This is a genomic window from Salinimicrobium sediminis (assembly GCF_900215295.1).
Taxonomy (GTDB): domain Bacteria; phylum Bacteroidota; class Bacteroidia; order Flavobacteriales; family Flavobacteriaceae; genus Salinimicrobium; species Salinimicrobium sediminis.
The window spans coordinates 1,455,147-1,476,576 of record NZ_OCMF01000001.1 but is presented as its reverse complement, the minus strand read 5'-3'; the positions used below and the strand labels follow the sequence as shown (position 1 = coordinate 1,476,576).

Genomic DNA, 21,430 nt, shown 5'->3' with positions numbered 1-21,430 from the left:
AAAATGACTGCACACGAAGTAATATAATGTATTACTATGTTTGATCCCATGGAAGAAGCTCACATCTACATCTATGGGATTATTGACTGGTCACAAGATGACTATGCCAGTGAATGGGGCCTTGTCAATTTGAAGTCCATAAAACAACAAGTCGATGCTCAGAAAGATGCCAAGTCTTTAACCGTTCATATTCATTCTCCTGGTGGAGTAGTTTCCGAAGGTTTTGCCATTCACGACTTCCTAAGATCTCAAGGTAAGCCAGTCACCACCATCATTGAAGGAGAATGTGCTTCCATTGCAACAGTGATCGCTCTTGCCGGTGATACCCGCAAAATGACATCCAATGCAGACTTTATGATCCACATGCCCTGGGGAATGGCCGCAGGGGAAAGTGAGGAAATTCAGAAGTATGCCGATGAACTGAAGCGAAACGAGGACAAGATTGCTGATTTCTACGTCAGCAAAACCAATCTCAATAAAGAGACTGTCCTGGACATGATGAAAAAAGAAACCTTCATGAGTGCTGAAGAAGCGCTTACTCACGGTTTCATCACAGAAATAGCCACCGTCATGAAGGCGGTTGCCCTACTTAAAACCAAGACTAATCCTAATTCTAAACAAATGGCAAAAGACAGCCTAACAAAAGAAGAAGCCCAGGGTATGTTCGCAAAGTTTGAAGAGAAGATGAAGAATCTCTTTGGCGGCGGGAAAAAGCCTGAAGCAAAGTTGGTACAAGATGCCAACGGAAATGAGATCGATTTTCCAGATCTCGCCGAAGATGATACACCCTCTGTTGGTGATAAAGCCACAATCGACGGTGCTGCCGCCGAAGGTGAGCACGTAATGCCTTCCGGTGAAACTTATGTTTTCACAGCCGGTGAGCTTACTGAGATCCAGCCGAAAGAGGAAGAAGCCGAAGACAGCAATGAAGAAGAGGTTGAGAACCTTAAGACTGAAGTTGAAAACCTTAAGAAAGAACTTAAGACTACCAAAGCTGAAAAGAAAACAGCTGAGGAGAAACTTCAGACAAATGAGAAAGCTATTCAGGATCTCCAGAAGGAATTCAAGGCTTTCAAAAAGGACTTCGGATCATCCTTTAATCACGATCCAAAAAAGAAAAACTTCAAAGAAGGTAGCAAGTCGCGATCTGTCTGGAAGGAAAAAGAATAATTCATCAATCAATCAAAAAACTGAATAATGGCAATATTAGATTTAGCAGCCTTGACCATGAATGCCGAAGAAGCCAAAGACGTTTCTCAGGCAATCTTTGAAAGAACCATCACCGGTGGTGACCTGTCGGAATTCCACGAAGTGGTGACAGGTATCGAACACAAGACTCAGATTCCTTTCATCGGGAACCTTGGACTTGTAGGTACAAAAGTTACCGGGTGTGACCGTAACGAAAACCCCGCTCAGATTTCCCTAACTGAAAAGTTCTGGGATCCGGCTCTTATTGGTGACCGTCTTGCACATTGTGCTACTGACGTGAACGCCCTCTTCAAGCTTTTCAAAAAAGCTCAGAAGGTAAATCCTGATTTCTACGACCGCATCGGTGGTGAGGAGTTCGGAGTGATCATCTCCAAAGTGGAGCAGGCAATGAAGAAAATGAACAACCGTCTTGTATGGTTTGGTGATACTGCCGCTCTTAATGTAACCGGTGGAGGTGTGATCAAAGATGGTGTTGATGTGAAATACTTCAACGTGATCGATGGTCTTTGGAAGCAAATCCTTGCTGAAGTTCCTACTACAGCTAAGAACTATGTAGCCATTTCACAAAACGCAGGTGCCGGATATGCTGCTCAGGCTTTGCCAGCAGACTATGATGCTCTTGGATTGTTCCGTAAGATGCACGATGCTATTGACGCTCGTTTCTTCGAGGCAATGGATGAAGGTGCAGAACCACAGTATTTGGTTACTCGTGAGATCTTCCAAAGGTTCCAGGCTCAACTTGAAGACAAGTCTCTTGCTTTCACTTTAGCTGAAACCAAAGATGGTGTAAACGGTCTTTCTTACCGTGGAATCACTATCAAAGTTCGTCACGATTGGGATAACAACATCAGATCTTACCAGGACAACGGTACAAAATGGAACCTTCCTCACCGTGCCCTGTTGACTGTAAAAGAGAACATTCCTGTTGGAACTCTTTCTGAAGCCGATTTGAACAACATCGAATCTTGGTATGAGAAAAAGGACAAGAAGAATTACATCGACTTCGATTTGAAGTTGGATGCGAAGCACTTGTTGGACTACATGACCGTTGCCGCTTATTAATTAGCGGCTTCGGCCGTTAACCTAAAACCAAACAGAAATGGGATGTTATACAGATAGACTGGCTGCAGATATAGCCAATGATTGCGAAAACTTAACCATTGCAGGGATTGAATCAGATATCCTTCTGATCCCGCATGGGGATGTAGATAAGACTGCCACCACCTTTGATCCAACAAATCCTTTGTTGATCACTGACCTGGTATTGAAAGCAGGTAAGACAGGATTCCTTTTAGAAGGTGTAAAGCAAACCAACGGTTACAATACCGAGTTTGTTCCTGGTGATGATCAGACTCCTGACAAATCACGTCACGTGATCAGGGGAAGGATCCTTACTCCTTCAGCTGCTAACCGTCTTCAGGCTAACAAGCTTGGAAAAGGTGAAAGCTACATGGCAGTAGTGAACAAGAAGTACAAAGGTGCGGAATCTAAGGACGCTTTCTTGGTTCTTGGATGGGATGCAGGAATGTACCTCTCTTCTAAAACTGAGAACTCCATAGAGAATGATGGTGCTATTCTTCTTGAGCTGTCTTCTAAAGACAACATGCTTGAGAAAGATGATCCAAAGGTTCTTCTTGAGACTACCTACGACACTACTCTGACCGCGTTCAATAACAAGTTCGCGACTGAGCCACCAGTTTAGTTAGATGGACTGGAGAGAAATAGATAAGGCTGCCATTTTCACCGGAAAGGATGAGAATGGCAACCGATATCTGAGTCAGTTCCTGAAAGATTACAAGGACACTTTCCATCCTGACATGATCAATGCCGGGTGTTCCAAATGCCTGGAAGACTACTACCAAAAATTCATCAAACATTTATCAACTATGTCCAAAAAAGACACTAATTCCGGTTATAAGCTAAGAGCGAAGTACAACGGTATTCCATTAGAATTTGGAAGTCCCGTTCAAGTTTCCAATGCTAATCTTACAGACGAGCTTGCTCAAAAGCTTTTGAAGAATCACCCTGCAGGGGAAGATCTTTTCGAAACTATTCCTGAAGGGAATGAGCCTGCAGAGAAAACTCGCCTTGAGGAGCTGAAAGATATGAAGCGCCCAGAGCTTGACAAGTTAGCTGAGACTCTTGAGCTTAATCCAAAGGATTATTCCAACAAGGATCTGATCTCTGAGGCTATCGAGCAAAAGGAAATTGCAAATCTTGAAGTGAAAGAGTAACTGAATGAAGAATTTAGGTGCCGCTTTTCTTGAGATCTTCAAATCAAAGGAAGCCAAATACGATAAGACACTAAAAATTCACAGGAACGGGGTAGACAATAACTACCCCGATCTTGTAGAAGCCCTTATCGAGAATTCTGTGACTGCAACGCTTTCAGCAAACCTGATGGCCTCTTACATTTCCGGGAAAGGCTTTGGTGATGATCCTAACAAGCTCATCGTTCACAAAGAAAAAGGCACTACTCTTCTTCAATTTGCTCAGGAAATAGCAGATTCCATTGCTAATCACCGGGGCGTATTCATTCACGTGAACTACGACGGGAACCTTGACCATAAAGATTTCGATGTACTACCATTCTCTGACTGTAGATTAGGAAAGCAGGATGATAATAAGTACAACGGAAAGATCCTGGTCTCTGAAAACTGGACGGATATCAAAAAAGCAAAGGCCGCCAAGGTGGTTGATGTTTACAATCCAGATAAAAAGGTTCTCAAGACTCAGATCAGGAGAGCCAAAAGCCTGGAAAGGTACAATGGCCAGATCTTCTATTTCAAGTATGGTAAAAAGACTTACCCTCTTTCTCCTATTCATCCATGTTTGGAAGATGCAGATTCTGAAAAGCAAGTTTCCAAATATAAAAACACCTCTTTAAGAAAAGGATTCTTCGGGAAAACATTGGTTGTTACCAAGCCGCTAGTGGATGGTTCACTGAAGGATGTAGATCCAGACGAATTCAAAGAACAAGAGGATGCCCGGGACAAATTCCGTGAGACCATTCAGAAGTTCATCGGTGCTGAAAATGCTGACGGTGTACTTCACCTGGAGATGGAATTTGAAGGTGATAAGATTGAGAAGGAAATCCTTTTCAAGAATATCGAAAGCAACATCGATGATAAGATTTTCGCACATACTGAAACCAGTGTGAGTGATAACATCAGGATGTGCTTCAACAATGTACCGGCCGCTCTTATTCGTTCCAAAGATGGAGCTCTATTCGGACAAAGTGGTGAAGCTATCCAGCAAATGAAAATCTTTTATCAGGATCAAACCTTTGACGAAAGAAGCAAGGTTGAGGAGATCGTAAATAAGCTCATGAAGAAGTTCCAGGAGCCGGTTGAGAACCTGAAGATAGTTCCGCTCATCGAAGTTGAAACGAAAGCTGAGGAATTGGAGAAAGATCCGGATGCAGCCAAGAAAGAAGCTCAGGCCATTCTTAAAGGATCTGTTGGTGGTGTTACTGCCTTACTTCAAATCCAACAAAGTGTTGCTGCAGGAACTACCGAAAGGAGTGCTGCAATAGCAATCATCGAAGAAATTTACGGCATCACGGCGGAAAAAGCTGCTGAAATGTTGGGAACACCTAAAGAAGAAAACAACGATGTTGATCGACAGGACTGAAATAGCCAAGCATAGGGAGATCTCTAAATCTGTAAGGGAAGACAAGATCGGACCTTACATTGAAGATGCTCAACGATTGGACCTGAAGCCACTTCTAGGAGAAAGGCTATACAATGCCATCAGTAAAGCTCCATTAGATCACGCACTGCTCTTAGATGGTGGTGAGTACACGTACAATGGAGAAACTTATGATCATCCCGGGCTGAAGAAAGTACTATCTATTTTCGCTTATGCCAGGTATGTGATGTTTGGCAGCTACACAGATACTGCTTTCGGCTTCGTTGAGAAATCCAATCAGGATTCCAAGCCGGTTGGTGACGCTCACAAACGAACCCTTTACACTCAAAATCAAAACACCGCCACGGCATATTTCGAGGAGGTAGTTCTTTTCATGAACAGGAAAGAATATGCACTGTGGAGAAGTTCCGGATGCACTCCAAGGAGGTCCGGTTTTAATATTTCAAAGATTAACTAATGATCGCGACCATTCAAAATATCAGCTCCAGCAAATTCTCCCTAAATGGACTGGAGTACAATAAATCTTTCATCGCTCTAAAGGTTGGGGACAATTATATTCGAATCGTAAGTGTTTACGATACTCGTCTGGAACTTGTAGCCACAACTCACTTTAATCAGGTTCAAGTTGGTGGAACAGTTCACACCAGCGCAAACAACCTGATCAATGCACTCACTGATGTTCTTTTTTCCAAAGCTGAATCTTCAGGAGGAGGATTAGAACCGGGTGGAGATTTCACCGGCACTCTGAATGTTGGAACAGGATCCACTACAAAGTACAACGATTACCTTACAGGATCTGCAGTAAGTCTTGCTTTGTCAGCTTCTAAAGTTGCTGGAAGTTATGCTACTGTAAGAATAAAAGGATCTCTTACCGGATCATGGCCATCAACCTGGAAAGTTTCCGGTGATGCCAAAAGCTCATCAGCTGACATCTTCAATGAATTATCAATAGCATACTTGGCAGATGATGATATCCGTGGAGTAAACAGAGTATATTCTATTTCAGGAGCACCAACGGGAGACACTACAGCGCCATCGGTTCCTACAGGATTAACTTCTACTTCAAAGACAGACACTTCCGTGAATCTTTCTTGGAATGCTTCAACTGATGCTGTTGGTGTGACAGGCTATGCAGTTTATAAGAACGGGGTTTATGAGAAAGAAGTGGGTGGAACGACAGCCCAAATTACCGGACTTACTGCTTCAACGGCTTATTCTTTTACGGTGGCTGCAATTGATGCAGCAGGGAATGAATCTGCTCAAAGTACCGCTTTAAGTGTATCTACTAATGCGGCTGCCTCAGCCCAAGCAACCTTCACACTCGATGATTTTACGGGTGCAGTTTTAGGGTATTCACTTAATAAACTAAGATCGGCTTATACAGGTAGTGCTATTAGAGTTAGAAGATCAAGCGATAATACAGAGCAGGATATTGGGTTTAATGCAGATAATAGGTTAGACCAAACAGCCCTTTTAAACTTTGTAGGTGCAGGGGATGGTTTTATATCTGTATGGTATGACCAAAGCACCTCCGCAAGAAATGTAAGTAATCCTGAAGCAAGTCAGCCTAAAATTGTAAACGCAGGAACAATTTACGTCCTAAACGGAAAGCCTACAGTTTACTTTAATCAAAAATACCTCAGATCAGAAATAGGACAGTTGGTGAATAACGTTGACGGCTCATGGAGTTCATTTGGTTTTGGGCAATTCAACGCACAAGGTAATAACTATATGTTCTCCCAGGATGCTTCGCAAAGAGTTTCACAAAACCTTAAAGTTTCAGTAGGTGCCAATTCAGGAGAAACAATAGCTTTTCAGACAGATGGTACAGTTATAACTGACACCTCTCCTGTTTCAGCTTCTTACATAGGAAGCCCTGTACAAATAACAGCTATTAATACAGGTACTTCAGTAGAATCATTTATGAACGGAAATGGCAATGGAAGTGTGTCGATTTCAGGCTCTAAAGTTGCTTCAGACAGATGGGAGATTGGAGGCAGAGGAAATGGGATCACCCCTACAGATACCAACGCTTACATAAGTGAGGTGATCCACTATGCTGAAAACAAAACTACAGATAAAGCAGGTATTGAATCAGCTATAACCGCAAACCATTCTTAAATGAATCATTTTTTTTCAGCCTTGATGGGAGCTTCAGGTGTGGTTAATTCCACTCCTGACCCTGTTTCTCCAGATATATACGATTATTCTTTAAGGCTGAACGCTTCAAACCTTGCTACCAATAGTTTTTATTTCTTCAGACCTTACAGAACCGCAAATTATTCAGCAGTTGTAAATGATAAAGATTTTTTCTTTCTATATTCAAGAGATCACGACAGCGGAAACCCACCGCCGGGGGGATTGTATTGGGGTAAAGGAAACAATTTAGACCTGAGCGATTTTGAGGAAGGTGGTTTGATTTTAGACGGTAACCAGGCTGAAACTCCTATTCTTTTACAGTTAGGAAACACCTTATTTCTCTATTATCACACCGATACTTCAGAAACAGGAAACAACGGAAAACAACAAACCAGGCTTGTCACTTCACCGGGAGGGAACCTACTCCATTTAAACACATGGACGGATGAAGGGAGACCTTTAGGGATTGTGGGAACTAATGACCATACAGGTTATTTCCATCCTTATCAAAGAACCAATGATATTATAGGGACGCACATCACCAAAGGAGGATTACCGCAACCCTGGGAAACTTCTATTTCTACAGACGGGGGTTATACTTATACAAGGCACGAGGTTATTGATGTAATCACAGGAACGGAAACGGGTTACTTTGCTCAACTTTCAGACGGGCAATACTTTGAAAAATACAATCAATGGTGGTGGATAGGGACAATTCACCCGGAAGCAGATAGCGCCATTTTTGATGCGGATAAAAAATTGATATTGGCAAAAGCATCTAAACTTGGAGGCACTTTAACCCAACAGGCTATTCTAAACGGTGGTGCTGAAAATCTAAGGCACAGCGTAAGGGTTTGGGATGATTCCAATATAGCGCAAATTTATGTTACTAATCCAAAAACGAGCCTGTATCACGCGAAATACGATCTAAGAAACCTGCAGCAATATATATGACACCATCCATTTACATAATCGGTTTAGTAATAGTATTAACTTTCTCTTGGCTGAGAAGATTTAAAGTAAAGAAATGATATACTGGATTTTAGGAATACTCACAATTATAGCATTAGGATATATGTTCAAAAAGCACTTAAAGAAGATTGGTTTAGCTATTGCCTTATTTGTAGGTGGATGGATTGGCTTACAAAATACAGATGTAGACTTACCACAACCTACCGACCCTGTAATTGAAATACCTGTAGATACTGCAGATGCTTCAGATACTTTGGTTATTCCTGAAAAACCTATAGACACTATTCCCACTAAACCAAAGGACACCATTGGCAAGGTTTATAAAATCAAACTTTCAGAGGTAGGAGATCAAACTGTTTCCCTTCAACAGCAAATAGATAAAATCCCAAGTGGAACTACCGATGCTTGGAATGTGATTCAACTACCTTCAGGTAGATTCTGGACTGAAGGAGATCTGGAAAACAACCCAAGAGGGAACAAGGGGATTATAAGGATAGAAAATAAACACTATATCATTATCCGAGGTCCTTCTGGAGATGACAAAACCACCCTTTACACTAAAGCCCCCGCAGTACCCTTTGAGTCTAAAATAGACCGCAACGAGCAATCCAACAGGCGGCATATCTGGATTATAGGCTGTTCTGATTTTGTGGTTAAGGATATACGGATTGAAGGATCAGATACTATTGAGGGCACTTTAATAGGAACTACTCCTGAATTTACTCCTGACTTTTGGAAAGGTGGTAAGGACAAAGGAAGTATTAACGGTGCAAACGCATATCACGCCCCCTGGGAAGCAGAACACGCTATTGATGTTAGAGCTTCTAAAAACGGGATCATTGAAAATATCGAGGTTTCAGGAGTTTGGGGTGATGGGATCTATATTGGAAATTCTGCCCTTGACCCTTCAGAGAATATCATAGTCAGAAACAACTATATCGAATATGTAGGGAGGCAGGGAATAGGAGCAGCACAAGCACGAAACCTTAAAATTTACGGGAATGTAATTCACAAAGGCAGGAGAGCTTCAATAGATTTAGAGCCTTTTAATAATGGCTTTGTAGATAACGTGGAGATATACGATAATAAACTCCATGCCGTACAAGTGCCTTTGGCTATGGGAGGGAAAGGAAATGTTTCAAATATCAGTTTCCATCACAACGAATATTCAGGAGGAGCTTTGATAGCCTACGATTCCAATAAAGTAAACCCTTCCAATAGGAAAAATTACTACATAGGCTATAATAAAAGAACGGATTGGTTTGGAAGCCCACAGGCTGCTATTAAGTTTATCGGGATCGAGAATATCACCATTGAGCATAACGAGGACAATGTGAGCAGCAAACAAAGTTTGAGGAGCGTTCACCTTGAAGACTGCACCGGGGAAATAATAGTAAGAAACAATAATTTCTCAGGAGGTCAATACATTTTAAAATTAGGAAACACCACAGAAATAATAAATGAGGGGAACACCCCTGAACAGATAATAAAAGAATATTAATGAAAAACTGGAGAACTGATTTAGTAGCCTATGCCGGGTTTGCTTTCATCTTGATCGCACTTGTCCTGGTATATTTTGACAAAGCAACCTTAGACCAGGTCAGCCATTTTGCTGGAATGGTAGCCGTGGGATTGATCACTATGGGTTTTAAGCTTTCCAAGGATAGTAAAACGAAACAATAATCATTAAAAACAATTCTAATGAAAAAGCATTTTCCAAATTTTTACAACTGGAAAAAGGTATTCACCTTTTCTGAATTAGCAGTAGCGTTTACTGTGATCATGTTTACGATCATTGGACTCCTGTTCGCTTTTCTTTATTGATAATTTCGTAAAGCCCCTCTTAAATGATACCTACTTCCCAAGTCGCAGCCATAGCTCTTGGCTTTATCAAAAAAACCTTCACCTTTCATAATGGAGCTCTCATTGTTCCGGCTGTGACTGTTAGTCCTGTTTTCCCTGAACTCATTGACAAGATCATGGCAAATACAACTCACAAGGATCTTGCTATTCCGGTTCTTTCTGCAGGTGTAGGTCTTTTGTGTTACCTGGTGATCTTCGGAACTGATTTTATAACGGGTCTTAGAGCTTCAAAATTTGAAGCCAAAGGAGCTCCGGGATATATCAAATCGGATAAATTATGGTCCAGCTTCTGGAAATTATTCGGAGTTCTCCTGGTGCTGATGTTCCTCATCATGTTCTGTCTCCTCTTTGCTTTTATAGATAATGATTTCTTCTACAGCGCTTTTTTGTATGGCATTGTGGGATTGATGATCATGGTTTGTTTGTTCGACCTGCATTCAATTGGAGAAAACCACAAGAGAAGGTATGGTACCAAGCCTCCGCATTATGAGTTCCTGGACCGGGTGATCAAGAAGATAGATGAGAAGATCATGCAAAAGATTACCAGCCTATGAGACTCCTGATCGAACGCATGACAGATGATACAAAGCAGACAATCGGAAGGATGTTTGTTTTGGATGAAGAAGATTTCTCCACTCATGATTGTCCAGTACTGGAACTACCCTGGAAGGAAAATAAAAGAAGGGTGAGCTGCATTCCTGTCGGTAAATACCAAGTGATCAAACACAGATCCCGAACCTTTGGAAACTGCTTCTGGGTTCTTGATGTGCCCGGGAGAAGTGAGATCCTGATCCATAAAGGAAACTACCACAGCAACACGCTTGGTTGTATTCTTCCAGGTATAGATCTTTCTGATATTAATCAGGATGGGTATGTCGATGTAACGGCCAGCGGTGACCAGATGAAGAAACTGCTGGATCTCCTTCCAAAGAAATTTGAACTGGAGATTATTAATGGATATGCCATACAATGGAATTCGAAGCAGGAATAATAGTAGGGATAGGAATCTCAGCTATTGCAGTAGGAGTACTTTTTTTAATCCTTAAGTTTTCCTACAAAAAAAGCCGATAATGAAGAATATCGGTGCAGCAGCAGATAATAAAAGTGAAATATGAAACTTACTTTTCAACATTATTTAATTGTAGCAGTGCTAATTCTTTTGACTTCAACCGGATTATCAACCTACAGGTTGATCCAGGAACAAGAAAGGAATACTGCTTTGGAAGCTTCCGTGGAAATTCTTGAGAAAAACAATGAGGATTTTCTTCAAAAGAATTTTGATCTCATAGATAGTTTGAAAGTACAGAAAAAAGAAAGAGTCAAGGCTATTGAAAAGCGGGATCAAAAGATCGAAGACATTCTCACTTATGTTGACCAGATACTTAAAAAAACTCCAAATGAAAAAGCTGTTGATAATATGCGTGATGCTGATAGCATCAATCAGTTATTCTCAAGGTACTATCCTGATCACTCCGGAGCAGGCCAAGGAAGCAATTAAGAACGCCCAACGGGTTCAGGTCTTGGAGGTAGCTGTTAGGCAGCAAGGAATTGCTATTGCTGAATTTCAGCTTCAGGTGGCAGATCTCGAGGACCAAGTTAAAGCATCCGAGCAACAAAATGATCTTTGGGAGAAAAACTACAATTTACTTCATACTCAATTTGAAGCTGAGAAAGCAAAGAAGCCAAAAAATACCGTTTGGGAGAAAATAGGAATTGGAGCCGGAGCCTTTTTGATAGGGTTCTTTTTCGCTTCAGTTAAATAGCACCCGCTTTACCTTCGGCAGTTCCTTTTGCTTTGATAAAGAAAATAGTTTTGGGATAATCCCTAAAAAGTGAAGCCAGGAAGAAAGAAGATGTGAAAGCCGGTGCTATTCCTTTTTAACCCACTTCCCATTCACTTGTTCAACTGGATATACTTCTCCTCCTGGATAATTCTCCAGCATCTCTATAGCTTTCTCTTTGCTGCCACAGACGATCATGAAGTGACCATCTTTATAAATTCCATGATCGCTCATTTTATGTTTTTTCTAGACCAGAAACCATTCTCCGAACGACTGTAGATATCGGCAAACATGAAATCTCTTTTTATTCTGGGATCATCAACAGACCATAAAGTCCAAAAAACACTGTGAAGATTTTTACATTTTTCAGTTAGGTATCGGATTTCTTTAGTAGATGAATTTTTAATTGATCCATTAAATTTATGACCATAAAATTCTGAAGTGGTTTCAGTTTTATCTCCAGACCATCCAATGTACCACATGGAATGGATCGTAGTATTTCGGTCATTATTTAGTTTATTGAGATCTTTCATAAGAAGCTTGTATAACTCAATATCCGGATGATCTTTTTTCCAAGTCTCAGTCCTTAATGAAATCAACTTCTTCAATACGTCAATTGTTTGCCTAAAGGTGTATGGCTCTAAAAGAACATCAATAGCCTTACTCATGCCAATGATGTGTCTTATTTTATTTTTCATGGCATAGGAAAGATGCTCAAATTGAACTACAAATTCACCAACCGCCTTATAAGCTTCTGCTGTCTCTAATCTCAATTTTTCTTTCCGTGATGAATCCATAAGATCAATTTAATTAAAAGGTAACGAGCTACTCTACAACACTTTTATATTCCTCCACAATCTCAGCATCAATGTAGTGAATGTATTTTAGAAGCGCCTGCCTTGTGCTATGGCCAGTATATCCCATCAAAGTATCAAGGGCATTGTCCTTACTCATTCGTTTTCTTAAGTTCCTGTAACCAATAGTGGCAAAAGTATGCCTGAAGCTGTAAGGAACATATCCTTTATCAAATCCTAGCTTCCGGAGTACCCGGGTGATCCTTTTTGAAATTGCTGCTCTTCTTGAGCTGGCAGGAATGTCCCATTTCCCACTGATCTGGTCCTGACCAAAAAGTAAGTTGTCTTTTTTTGACAAGTCATATTTTGACAATTCCTCAACAATATCATCCGGGATCCGCTTAGTCTTATATGTCCCCTGCTTCACAAATACAGAAAGGGTTTTCTCCTCCAGGTTGATGTCCCGGTTCTTTAATCTTGCAACTTCGACAAGTCTCAGGAAATTGTAACCAACAAATTTTAAGAAGAGCGCCAGGTAAGGATCATTCTTCTCAAAATGTTCCACGATATCCATGGCTTCCTTATGGGAATAGCTTTTGAACCGCTCCGATTTCACCTTCTCAATATCAATCTTGGCCACATGGTTCTGAGGAATCAGGTCATTCTTGTACATCTCGGAAAATAGAGCTTTGACCACACGAAGTACATTATTCCTGTTAGCCATTGAGGAGGTTCTTGCTACTTCTTTCAGGAATTCCCGGACAACTTTATAGTTGAAGGTGTGAGTGTCCCTATTCAGCACTCCCTTTTTCTTGAGGAAAGCTTTTAATTGTCGGGCTCGCATGGAATAATCCTTATAGGTGTCAGCGCCGACTTTGAGTTTCTTGTTGTCCAGGGCAAAATCAATAGCTTTTCCAATGGTCACCACTTCATCATCAATTATGGTCACATCATTGGGATTGTGTCCATCCTTCAGCATCTGCTCAGTAGCTTTAAGGAGGCGGTGGATCTCTCGGTACCTGTCTTCGAACTTGTCGAACTCCTTATTTATTCCATAAGTTGGAACTACATGCTTTTCAAAAGCACCATCTTTACCGGCATCGGGATTATAAAAAGAGAAATACACCCTCCAGCGGAATCCTTTCCTGGTAAGGTCTTTTTTTTCTTCAGAAGTGAATTCATTGACTCGCTTCTCCTCAAGAATTTTTGGATAAATAGCAAGTCCTTTCCATAATTTCATCTGGTATCCGTTCCGGTATCCGCGTTTGAGTTCTTCTGAGAATTTCGTCATACAAAAAGACGCCCTCAAGGGGCGTCTTCTCTGACGTTGTGCGGGCGAGAGGACTCGAACCTCCACACCTTGCGGCACCAGATCCTAAGTCTGGCGTGTCTACCAATTCCACCACGCCCGCCTGGTAGTAACGCTGCTCATGCCTTTTGGGATTTTTCCCGGCGGGCAGACCCGCGTTGGTAATTTCAATATGTTTGCTTGTTGTAAGCGGATGCAAATATAAGTATAAGTTTGAATCTGCAAATAAGAAAAGAAAAATTTTTGCTGTTAAGAGCAAAAATTTTTCTTTTCAGATGTGAGATATTGGATATGAGGACTGAGACTCTGTAGGGTTTTATCTCAAGTCTCCCGTCTAAAATCTCATATCTAAAATCTATTTTTTACCTTTACTTTTCTACAAAAAACACCTTATGCAAGACATACAAAAATACGTGGAGGAAAATAAACAGCGATTCATTGATGAACTTATTGAATTGTTGAAGATCCCTTCCATTAGTGCCGATTCCAAATACAAAAAAGACCTTTTAAAAACCGCTGAAGCCGTTAAAGAAAGCCTCTTAAAGGCCGGTTGTGACGTAGCTGAGATCCATGAGACTCCAGGACATCCGGTGGTTTACGGGGAAAAGATCATTGATAAAAATCTTCCAACCGTGCTGGTCTATGGCCACTACGACGTCCAACCGCCAGATCCTCTTGATCTTTGGGAATCTCCACCATTCGAACCTGTGATCAAAAAGACAGAAATTCATCCCGAAGGTGCCATTTTTGCAAGGGGAGCTTGTGATGATAAAGGACAAATGTACATGCATGTCAAGGCCATGGAGTATATGACCAAAAATGATGAACTTCCCTGCAATGTCAAGTTCATGATCGAAGGGGAGGAAGAAGTTGGAAGTGAGCACCTGGGCTGGTTCATAGAGAAGAACAAGGAAAAGCTACAGAACGACGTGATCCTCATCAGCGATACCGGAATGATCGCAAAAGAGACTCCTTCCATTACTACAGGACTCCGCGGTCTAAGCTATATGGAAGTTGAAGTTACGGGTCCAAACCGTGACCTTCACAGCGGGCTGTATGGTGGGGCGGTAGCAAATCCTATTAATGTGCTTTCAAAAATGATCGGCTCCCTGCAGGATGAAAACAACCGTATTACTATCCCCGGTTTTTACGACAACGTAAAGGAATACAGCGAAGCCGAAAGAGCAAAAATGGCCGAAGCTCCCTTTGATCTTGAAGAATATAAGAAGAAACTAAATATTGCAGATGTACAGGGAGAAGAGGGATATTCAACCCTCGAACGTGCATCTATAAGACCCACCCTTGATGTGAATGGGATTTGGGGCGGATATACCGGTGAAGGTGCCAAGACCGTCCTTCCCTCCAAAGCGTATGCAAAGATCTCCATGCGCCTGGTCTCAGATCAGGATTGGAAAAGGATCAGCGAGTTGTTCACCAAACATTTTGAAAGTCTGGCACCAAAATCGGTGAAGGTAAAAATAACCACCCATCACGGAGGGCAAGCTTATGTCACTCCTATAGACACCCTGGAATATCAGGCTGCCAATGACGCTTATGCTGAAGTCTTCGGAAAAGATCCAATCCCACAGCACAGCGGCGGAAGCATTCCTATTGTATCTCTTTTTGAAAAGGAACTTAGGAGCAAGACGATCCTGATGGGCTTCGGACTGGATACAGATGCCATCCATTCCCCAAACGAACACTTCGGGATCTGGAATTACCTGAAGGGAATTGAGACCATTCCTTATTTCTACAAGCATTTTACCAGGCTCAAGCAGGCGGAAAAGTAGGATCAGATAGGCACGGATTGCAAATCCGCGCCATCTTTATAGTCAAACCTCACAGATTTTTGAGACCTGTGAGGTTTTTTTTGTGAAAACCTGCAAGGTCTTTTTCCTGACCTTGTAGGTATGTTTTTGTTATCCCCTCCAGGTATTTAAAACCTCAGGTCATTCGAAATTTTCTTCTTCTATGTTTGTAGAATTAAATATTTATTCTACATTTGTAGATATACATCTAATCTTGTAGAACAAAATGCAGTTATCCAAAGCCGAAGAACAACTCATGCAGATCCTCTGGAAAAAGGATAAAGCTTTTATGAAAGACCTTATCGATGCCTATCCCGATCCAAAGCCTGCCCAAACCACGATTGCAACTCTGCTGAAGCGGATGCAGGATAAAAACTTTGTCGATTATAAACAATACGGCAGGTCCAGGGAATACTTTCCTCTTGTAAAAAAGAAAGATTACTTCTCAAAGCAGGTGAATGGCATGATCAAAAATTTCTTCAACGATTCTGCCTCACAATTCGCCTCTTTCTTTACAAGGGAAACCAACCTGAGCAAAAAAGAACTCGAAGAATTACGAAGCCTTATAGACAGGGAAATTAAAAATAAGTAGTTATGGAAATGTACTTTATCAAATCTGCTGCCTGCCTTGCCATCCTCATGCTTTTTTACAAAATATTGCTGGAGAAGGAGCACATGCATGTGTTTAAAAGGATTTTTCTACTTGTCGCGCCTATCATTTCTTTTGGAATTCCACTCATCACCTTTCCTGAGTATACCACTATCTCTTCTGAAGGCTCAACCTCCTTCAGTACAATTTCGATTTCTGAAACAGCAGCTGAATTTCCCCTTTTTGAAGTGGTATTAATAAGCGCCTACATTCTAGGAATAATTTTCTTCGGAAGCAGGTTTGTCATCAATTTAAGGACTCTTTTAAAAAGAGCCAAGAATAATCCCAAAGTAGAAACCACAGGGGCGACCCAGGTACTTCTTAGGGAACAGATCATTCCTCACACCTTTTGGAGCTACATCTACCTAAACAGGGAAAAATTTGTGCGAAAAGAAATTCCGCAGGAAGTAATGGATCATGAAATGGCCCATGTAAGGCAAAAACACACCGCCGACATTCTTTTTATGGAAATACTGCAGGTTTTCTTATGGTTTCTTCCTCTTATATACCTCCTAAAAAAGGCAGTTAAACTTAATCATGAATTCCTGGCCGACAGTGCAGCATTACAAAAAGCAGGTAATATAGGTCTGTATCAACAAATCCTCCTCTCTTTTTCATCGGAAGAGCAGCCCGACCTGGTCAATTCAATCAATTATCAATCAATCAAAAAACGATTTACAGTTATGAAAAAACAACCCTCTCAAAAAGCCGTTTTGGTAAGGACATTTATTTTCCTTCCGCTCCTGGCCATCCTGCTCTACAGCTTTAGCGCGCGGGAGACCGTTTCGGCAGATCCAATTCCAACTGAAGCCAATGATATGATTCAGGAAAAAGCCACTCCTGAAATGGTTGCGGAATACAACGCCTGGGCTAAGGCAATGAAAGCTGAAACAGGAGAAAAGGCAATCACAAGGACTACGCTGGATAGAATGCGGCACATCTTCAGCTTAATGACGCCTGAACAGAAGAAATCTTCTGAAGCCTTTCCGGACCTTGGCGATATTGTAGTGGTCCGTCAGGACCGGGAAAGACGAAATGCAGCCGCTGTCCGCGAAAGACAGGAAGAACCCGAAGCTATTAGGCAGGAAAGACAGGCTCTAAGAGAAGAGCGCAGAGCTGTTAGGGAAGAAAGGGAAATAATCATATCTAAAGAACATGCCCGGGCAGCGGAAAGAAGAGGACAAATTCCAGCACCGCCTCCACCACCACCAACGCCACCAGCCCCGGAACATGCAAATGTTCCTTCCCCTCCCCCTGTTCCGCAGATTAACGGAGTGCCAACCCCACCTCCACCCCCACCATCGCCCGAAGAAGCTATTAAAGGCTGGATTGAAGAAGGCGCAGAATTCTTCTATAATGGAAAAAAGGTCACCGGCCAGGAAGCACTTAAGGCAGTCCGGGAAAACAACGGAAAAAACCTGAGTGTACAGGTAAGAGATGAAGGTTCCGGAAAAACGGTAAGAATATCTGATAACAAAAGATAATATAACAGCCCTCACAGGTTTTGAAAACCTGTGAGGGCTAATCCGATATTAACAAAGGCGCAAAATTTATGTGCCTTTATCTTTATACCTTTTTTACAAATTTCGTAAGGATCACGATCTGTTGACCTTCCACCTTTCCTTCGATCTGCTCCGGATTATCGTGAACTAAAGACACTCTCCTTACTGCAGTTCCTCTTTTTGCCACCAGACTGGATCCACGTACCGGGAGATCTTTGATCAAAACAACGGTGTCTCCCGCCTCAATAGTTACTCCGTTGCTGTCTTTATGTACTACTCCGCCGCTACTTTCACCTGTAGCTTGTCCGGCTTTAGCCCATTCCAGCTGCTCCTCCTCCATATACATCATATCCAGCAGGTCCTGTGGCCAGCCTTCTCCGCGCAGCCTGTTCAAAATTCGCCACGCCATCACCTGTACTGCCGGCACCGGGCTCCACATGCTATCATTAAGACATCTCCAGTGATTGGGATCTGTTTTTTCGGAATCCTCGATCTGCTCCTTACAGGTGCCGCAAATGAGGATATGGTTTTCTACACCTGCAGGGGAATCGGGTACAGCAAATACCTGCAGATCATCTTTGGAACCGCACAATTCACATTGGGATCCACTTCTTTGAAATAACTCTTGTTCCAGGCTCATGGGGAGGTTTTGTTTGGGGCGAATTTAATCTTTAAAATCGTATTTATCCGCAGACCTGAACCACTTACAAACCTGCAAGGCTTTTTTTTTGACCTTGTAGGTTTATTATTTGTATTGAAGACCTACAAGGTTTTGGAAACCTTGCAGGTCGGTCAGGTTTATATTACTTTTTCATGCTCCTCTTAATATAAGCCTCAACCCTCCCCTCTAGTATCGGCAGCGTAACCGTTCCCTGCTCGAGGATCACCTCATGAAACCTTCGAATATCGAAATCTGTTCCTAAAGCTGCTTCGGCTTTTTTGCGGAGTTCGCGGATCTTCACTTCTCCTATTTTATACGACACCGCCTGACCCGGCCAGGAGATATAGCGATCAACTTCAGTGTTGATGTTATGCATGGAAAGCGCTGTATTGGAGCGCAAAAATTCTACTGCCTGTTCTCTGGTCCAGCCCATGGCATGTATTCCGGTATCGACGACGAGTCGGCCGGCGCGCCATTGTTCATAGGTCAGTTTCCCGAAACGCTCATAGGGAGTACGGTAGATACCCATTTCTTCGGCTAAGGTTTCAGAATACAAGCCCCAGCCTTCTCCAAAAGCCGACAAATAGAAATTCCTTCTGAATTTCGGAATGCTGTCCCCGAGCTCCCCATTCAGGGAGATTTGCAGGTGATGTCCCGGAACTGCTTCATGGGCGGTCAATGCCGGAAGCACGTACAGCGGGCGGTTAGAAAGGTTATAAGTATTCACCCAGTAATAACCCGGTTGAGTATCATCGTTGGCACCAACGTAGCGTCCTGTAGTATATTTTGGCGCAATAGCATCGGGCACAGGTGCCACACCATAGGGTTTTCGCGGAAGGGTCTTGAAATATTTCGGGAGTTGGGCATCGATTCGCTTTGAGATATCCCTCGCCTCCTTAAGCAGCTCCTCACCTGTTTCAGCATAGAATTGCTCATCTGTCCGCAGGAAATGGATAAAGTCTTCAAAACTGCCTTCAAACCCAACTTCTGCAATGATCTTTTTCATTTCAGAATTTATTCTTGCAACTTCTTCCAATCCTTTCTGGTGGATCTCTTCTGCGGAAAGATCCAGCGTAGTATAATAGTTCAACCGGTTTTGGTAGTATTTCCTGCCCCCCGGAATTTCTGAAACTCCGATGCTCTTCCTCGCTGCCGGAAGATATTCGGTCTCAAAAAAGTCTTTTACACGCCTGAATTGCGGAATCACATTCGTTGCCACAGCTTTTTCAGCCGCTGCCAGAACCGAATCCTTCTGCTGCTGATTCATTACCGGCGGAAGCTTCAAAAAAGGTGAATAATAGTAACTCTTTTTTGGATCATCTACGATCTGGTCGTTGTAAGTGGCCTCATATCCTTCAAAAATAACCGCAGGCTGTAAAATGCCTTTTTGGATCCCTTTCCGCAGCAGCACCAGGTGTTGGTCTACATAAGCCGGAATCGCATTGAGCTTGTTCAGGTACTCCTTTACCTGCTTATAATTACTGAAATCCCGCACGTGGTAAGGCAGACTTACGTGAAAACCGGCATCAGAAAGCAACGGATTCAAATAGGCTTCATACTCATAAAAATCGACTGTTTCCTGCAGATCATATCGCAGCAATTCCGAAGAGATCTTTTCGGTTTCAGAAAGTCTTTCTTTATTGATCTTTTTCAGCTCCTTTAAGGCCTCCCGTGCAAATTTTGCTTCTTTTTTGTACAGTTCTTCGGTATACAAGCCCAGAGGATTGGCCGTGCGATCATATCCCTTGTGCTCATCCACTGCGCCTATTACCTCCTCTAATGCTTCGGAAGGATTCTGACTCTGTACTTGAAGGTTAAAAAAAAGCAGAAATGACAGGATCCAAAAAGGGTATTTCATGATAAGATTTTTTGAATGATGTTAATATAGAATTTCCCGCGATAATTTTTTATTCAAATTAATTCCCTTTGATCCGCTCCCAAAGATCGGCGAGGATCTGCTTTCCATCTTCTGGCCGTTTGGGTTCTTCTTCAGCTCTCACTGTGCCATCCTCAGGGATGAGTTTATAGCTGAATGCGAAGTTAGAATCTTCATCTGAAGGATTCAGCTTTCCGAAGCGCAGGTCATTAAAATAGAGGAAGCCATCTTTTTCGGTAACTGCATACCAACCCTTTGTAATCTTAATTAAACGCTGCACATTTTTATCATTTTTGAGACCCCCGAGGTAATGATGGTTCTTGGGCACCGGTTCAAACCTTATCATCTCCTCATCAAAAAAGGAATAATACCCGATGAGAAAATCTTTTTCCGCTTCAACATTAGCTGACCAAAGAATGGTGTTGAGCGGCGTGGGACGCGTGTCAATTCGGGAGTAAAAAATTCCCTGCTGCTCCAGGTCTTCGACGAACTGCTGGTGCGCAATAAACTTCAGGAGTAAAGTGAGCATCAGGTAGCTTGAACTAACAATCAAACCAAGGCGATTAAATTTTGTCCTTTTTGGATCCTCTTTTTTCCGGCGCATGGCCAAAATGATAAAAGTGAGGAAAGGAAGGGTGTATAAAGGGTCAATTACAAAGATGTTTTTAAATGCCAGCCTTATGTCCAGTGGCCAGAACAGCTGAGTACCCCAGGTTGTAAAAGAATCAAGAATAGGATGCGTAAATAAACCCCAAAACATAAGCCAGGTCCAACCTTTCCAGCCTACGCCGCTTTTTCGTTCAATTTTTGAAATAAGCCAGCCAAATACAGGGGCTGCCAGTACTGCAAAGACTATGGAATGAGAAAATCCTCTATGGACCTCGATCGCAGTAATAGTGTCGGTAAAATTTCCGGCAAGGGCATCCAGATCGGGAATAGTACCGGCAATAGCACCGTACAGCATCGCTTTGTTCCCCACTTTCCTGCCAAGAACTGCTTCGCCTACCGCGGCGCCAAAGACTATTTGGGTTAAACTATCCATTTAAAAATTCAAGGTTCAAAATTCAAGGTTCAAGGTTCTTTTTTAAAGATCACGACTCCGCTCGACCAGACTAAATCAGTAGGCCCGAATTACAAATCCGCGCCATCATGTTGTTCCAATTAAGACCTCACAGGTTTTTGAAACCTCTGAGGTCTAAACAAGTTCCACTTCTAA

Annotated in this window: 24 protein-coding genes and 1 tRNA gene; 18 read left to right on the top strand and 7 right to left on the bottom strand. The window is 42.2% G+C overall.

Translation table 11 applies throughout. The annotated features are described in order from the left end of the window. Positions 1-36 precede the first annotated feature (36 nt). The 15 genes from CRO16_RS06740 (at position 37) to CRO16_RS06675 (ending at position 11,597) form a co-directional block, all read left to right on the top strand. Positions 37-1,170, top strand: coding sequence for a head maturation protease, ClpP-related (locus CRO16_RS06740; RefSeq protein WP_097055526.1), 1,134 nt, complete (start codon positions 37-39; stop codon positions 1,168-1,170). 27 nt (positions 1,171-1,197) lie between these two features. After that, complete coding sequence (locus CRO16_RS06735) at positions 1,198-2,271, top strand: hypothetical protein (protein ID WP_245858893.1); 1,074 nt, start codon at positions 1,198-1,200, stop codon at positions 2,269-2,271. Between the two features lie 37 nt (positions 2,272-2,308). Beyond that, on the top strand, positions 2,309-2,911 hold the full coding sequence (locus CRO16_RS06730) for a hypothetical protein (protein ID WP_097055524.1): 603 nt from the start codon (positions 2,309-2,311) through the stop codon (positions 2,909-2,911). A 4-nt stretch (positions 2,912-2,915) separates the two neighbouring features. Continuing rightward, a complete protein-coding gene (locus tag CRO16_RS06725) occupies positions 2,916-3,443 on the top strand; it encodes a hypothetical protein (protein ID WP_097055523.1) in 528 nt (175 codons plus the stop codon). Positions 3,444-3,447: 4 nt separating this feature from the next. Beyond that, a complete protein-coding gene (locus CRO16_RS06720) occupies positions 3,448-4,842 on the top strand; it encodes a hypothetical protein (protein ID WP_097055522.1) in 1,395 nt (464 codons plus the stop codon). Next, positions 4,826-5,317: a DUF6712 family protein gene (locus tag CRO16_RS06715; RefSeq protein WP_143544453.1), complete on the top strand. Its 492-nt coding sequence runs from the start codon at positions 4,826-4,828 to the stop codon at positions 5,315-5,317. Before CRO16_RS06720 ends, CRO16_RS06715 begins: the two co-directional genes overlap by 17 nt. Then, complete coding sequence (locus tag CRO16_RS06710) at positions 5,317-6,981, top strand: fibronectin type III domain-containing protein (protein ID WP_097055520.1); 1,665 nt, start codon at positions 5,317-5,319, stop codon at positions 6,979-6,981. The genes CRO16_RS06715 and CRO16_RS06710 overlap by 1 nt, the downstream gene beginning before the upstream one ends. Then, complete coding sequence (locus CRO16_RS06705) at positions 6,982-7,953, top strand: hypothetical protein (RefSeq protein ID WP_097055519.1); 972 nt, start codon at positions 6,982-6,984, stop codon at positions 7,951-7,953. It abuts the gene before it with no gap. A 73-nt stretch (positions 7,954-8,026) separates the two neighbouring features. Next, complete coding sequence (locus CRO16_RS06700) at positions 8,027-9,472, top strand: right-handed parallel beta-helix repeat-containing protein (RefSeq protein ID WP_097055518.1); 1,446 nt, start codon at positions 8,027-8,029, stop codon at positions 9,470-9,472. Continuing rightward, entirely contained in the window at positions 9,472-9,654 is a 183-nt protein-coding gene (locus tag CRO16_RS06695) for a hypothetical protein (protein ID WP_097055517.1), read from the top strand. Before CRO16_RS06700 ends, CRO16_RS06695 begins: the two co-directional genes overlap by 1 nt. 18 nt (positions 9,655-9,672) lie before the next feature. Beyond that, positions 9,673-9,795 (top strand): hypothetical protein, encoded by a 123-nt coding sequence (locus CRO16_RS16400; RefSeq protein WP_262507418.1) that lies wholly within the window; start codon positions 9,673-9,675, stop codon positions 9,793-9,795. A gap of 23 nt (positions 9,796-9,818) precedes the next feature. Then, entirely contained in the window at positions 9,819-10,388 is a 570-nt protein-coding gene (locus CRO16_RS06690) for a phage holin family protein (protein ID WP_097055516.1), read from the top strand. Next, entirely contained in the window at positions 10,385-10,825 is a 441-nt protein-coding gene (locus tag CRO16_RS06685; protein WP_097055515.1) for a DUF5675 family protein, read from the top strand. Before CRO16_RS06690 ends, CRO16_RS06685 begins: the two co-directional genes overlap by 4 nt. 120 nt (positions 10,826-10,945) lie before the next feature. Then, positions 10,946-11,332, top strand: a complete 387-nt coding sequence (locus CRO16_RS06680; RefSeq protein ID WP_143544451.1) for a hypothetical protein — start codon at positions 10,946-10,948, stop codon at positions 11,330-11,332. Beyond that, a complete protein-coding gene (locus CRO16_RS06675) occupies positions 11,232-11,597 on the top strand; it encodes a hypothetical protein (RefSeq protein ID WP_179670499.1) in 366 nt (121 codons plus the stop codon). Before CRO16_RS06680 ends, CRO16_RS06675 begins: the two co-directional genes overlap by 101 nt. Before the next feature lie 105 nt (positions 11,598-11,702). Here CRO16_RS06675 and CRO16_RS16145 read toward each other — a convergent pair whose 3' ends face one another. The 4 genes from CRO16_RS16145 to CRO16_RS06660 form a co-directional block, all read right to left on the bottom strand. Further along, positions 11,703-11,849 carry a hypothetical protein gene (locus CRO16_RS16145; protein ID WP_179670498.1) on the bottom strand — a complete coding sequence of 49 codons (147 nt, stop codon included), beginning with the start codon at positions 11,847-11,849 and terminating at the stop codon, positions 11,703-11,705. Beyond that, entirely contained in the window at positions 11,846-12,412 is a 567-nt protein-coding gene (locus CRO16_RS06670; protein WP_097055512.1) for a hypothetical protein, read from the bottom strand. Before CRO16_RS06670 ends, CRO16_RS16145 begins: the two co-directional genes overlap by 4 nt. Before the next feature lie 28 nt (positions 12,413-12,440). Further along, positions 12,441-13,700 (bottom strand): tyrosine-type recombinase/integrase, encoded by a 1,260-nt coding sequence (locus CRO16_RS06665; RefSeq protein ID WP_097055511.1) that lies wholly within the window; start codon positions 13,698-13,700, stop codon positions 12,441-12,443. 39 nt (positions 13,701-13,739) lie between these two features. Further along, positions 13,740-13,821: transfer RNA gene (locus CRO16_RS06660), tRNA-Leu, on the bottom strand. A gap of 289 nt (positions 13,822-14,110) precedes the next feature. Between CRO16_RS06660 and CRO16_RS06655 the strand changes: the two genes are divergently transcribed. The 3 genes from CRO16_RS06655 to CRO16_RS16395 all read left to right on the top strand — a co-directional run bounded on the left by CRO16_RS06655 (position 14,111) and on the right by CRO16_RS16395 (position 17,659). Then, positions 14,111-15,508, top strand: a complete 1,398-nt coding sequence (locus tag CRO16_RS06655) for a dipeptidase (RefSeq protein ID WP_097055510.1) — start codon at positions 14,111-14,113, stop codon at positions 15,506-15,508. Positions 15,509-15,752: 244 nt separating this feature from the next. Next, complete coding sequence (locus CRO16_RS06650; RefSeq protein ID WP_097055509.1) at positions 15,753-16,118, top strand: BlaI/MecI/CopY family transcriptional regulator; 366 nt, start codon at positions 15,753-15,755, stop codon at positions 16,116-16,118. A gap of 2 nt (positions 16,119-16,120) precedes the next feature. Next, the gene (locus CRO16_RS16395; RefSeq protein ID WP_097055508.1) at positions 16,121-17,659 is read left to right on the top strand and encodes a M56 family metallopeptidase; all 1,539 of its coding nucleotides are present in this window, start codon (positions 16,121-16,123) and stop codon (positions 17,657-17,659) included. Between the two features lie 82 nt (positions 17,660-17,741). Here CRO16_RS16395 and CRO16_RS06640 read toward each other — a convergent pair whose 3' ends face one another. From CRO16_RS06640 to CRO16_RS06625, 3 genes are all read right to left on the bottom strand, one after another. After that, the gene (locus CRO16_RS06640; RefSeq protein WP_097055507.1) at positions 17,742-18,317 is read right to left on the bottom strand and encodes a PhnA domain-containing protein; all 576 of its coding nucleotides are present in this window, start codon (positions 18,315-18,317) and stop codon (positions 17,742-17,744) included. 163 nt (positions 18,318-18,480) lie between these two features. Further along, a complete protein-coding gene (locus CRO16_RS06630; protein ID WP_097055505.1) occupies positions 18,481-20,196 on the bottom strand; it encodes a DUF885 domain-containing protein in 1,716 nt (571 codons plus the stop codon). Positions 20,197-20,254: 58 nt separating this feature from the next. Then, positions 20,255-21,256: a metal-dependent hydrolase gene (locus CRO16_RS06625; RefSeq protein ID WP_097055504.1), complete on the bottom strand. Its 1,002-nt coding sequence runs from the start codon at positions 21,254-21,256 to the stop codon at positions 20,255-20,257. Between the last annotated feature and the right edge of the window lie 174 nt (positions 21,257-21,430).

Bases quoted from the DNA above. Each gene is read 5' to 3' on its own strand.
- CRO16_RS06740 (WP_097055526.1), top strand. From the start codon at position 37: ATGTTTGATCCCATGGAAGAAGCTCACATCTACATCTATGGGATTATT.
- CRO16_RS06735 (WP_245858893.1), top strand. From the start codon at position 1,198: ATGGCAATATTAGATTTAGCAGCCTTGACCATGAATGCCGAAGAAGCC.
- CRO16_RS06730 (WP_097055524.1), top strand. From the start codon at position 2,309: ATGGGATGTTATACAGATAGACTGGCTGCAGATATAGCCAATGATTGC.
- CRO16_RS06725 (WP_097055523.1), top strand. From the start codon at position 2,916: ATGGACTGGAGAGAAATAGATAAGGCTGCCATTTTCACCGGAAAGGAT.
- CRO16_RS06720 (WP_097055522.1), top strand. From the start codon at position 3,448: ATGAAGAATTTAGGTGCCGCTTTTCTTGAGATCTTCAAATCAAAGGAA.
- CRO16_RS06710 (WP_097055520.1), top strand. From the start codon at position 5,317: ATGATCGCGACCATTCAAAATATCAGCTCCAGCAAATTCTCCCTAAAT.
- CRO16_RS06705 (WP_097055519.1), top strand. From the start codon at position 6,982: ATGAATCATTTTTTTTCAGCCTTGATGGGAGCTTCAGGTGTGGTTAAT.
- CRO16_RS06700 (WP_097055518.1), top strand. From the start codon at position 8,027: ATGATATACTGGATTTTAGGAATACTCACAATTATAGCATTAGGATAT.
- CRO16_RS06695 (WP_097055517.1), top strand. From the start codon at position 9,472: ATGAAAAACTGGAGAACTGATTTAGTAGCCTATGCCGGGTTTGCTTTC.
- CRO16_RS16400 (WP_262507418.1), top strand. From the start codon at position 9,673: ATGAAAAAGCATTTTCCAAATTTTTACAACTGGAAAAAGGTATTCACC.
- CRO16_RS06690 (WP_097055516.1), top strand. From the start codon at position 9,819: ATGATACCTACTTCCCAAGTCGCAGCCATAGCTCTTGGCTTTATCAAA.
- CRO16_RS06685 (WP_097055515.1), top strand. From the start codon at position 10,385: ATGAGACTCCTGATCGAACGCATGACAGATGATACAAAGCAGACAATC.
- CRO16_RS06680 (WP_143544451.1), top strand. From the start codon at position 10,946: ATGAAACTTACTTTTCAACATTATTTAATTGTAGCAGTGCTAATTCTT.
- CRO16_RS06675 (WP_179670499.1), top strand. From the start codon at position 11,232: ATGAAAAAGCTGTTGATAATATGCGTGATGCTGATAGCATCAATCAGT.
- CRO16_RS16145 (WP_179670498.1), bottom strand. From the start codon at position 11,849: ATGAGCGATCATGGAATTTATAAAGATGGTCACTTCATGATCGTCTGT.
- CRO16_RS06670 (WP_097055512.1), bottom strand. From the start codon at position 12,412: ATGGATTCATCACGGAAAGAAAAATTGAGATTAGAGACAGCAGAAGCT.
- CRO16_RS06665 (WP_097055511.1), bottom strand. From the start codon at position 13,700: ATGACGAAATTCTCAGAAGAACTCAAACGCGGATACCGGAACGGATAC.
- CRO16_RS06655 (WP_097055510.1), top strand. From the start codon at position 14,111: ATGCAAGACATACAAAAATACGTGGAGGAAAATAAACAGCGATTCATT.
- CRO16_RS06650 (WP_097055509.1), top strand. From the start codon at position 15,753: ATGCAGTTATCCAAAGCCGAAGAACAACTCATGCAGATCCTCTGGAAA.
- CRO16_RS16395 (WP_097055508.1), top strand. From the start codon at position 16,121: ATGGAAATGTACTTTATCAAATCTGCTGCCTGCCTTGCCATCCTCATG.
- CRO16_RS06640 (WP_097055507.1), bottom strand. From the start codon at position 18,317: ATGAGCCTGGAACAAGAGTTATTTCAAAGAAGTGGATCCCAATGTGAA.
- CRO16_RS06630 (WP_097055505.1), bottom strand. From the start codon at position 20,196: ATGAAATACCCTTTTTGGATCCTGTCATTTCTGCTTTTTTTTAACCTT.
- CRO16_RS06625 (WP_097055504.1), bottom strand. From the start codon at position 21,256: ATGGATAGTTTAACCCAAATAGTCTTTGGCGCCGCGGTAGGCGAAGCA.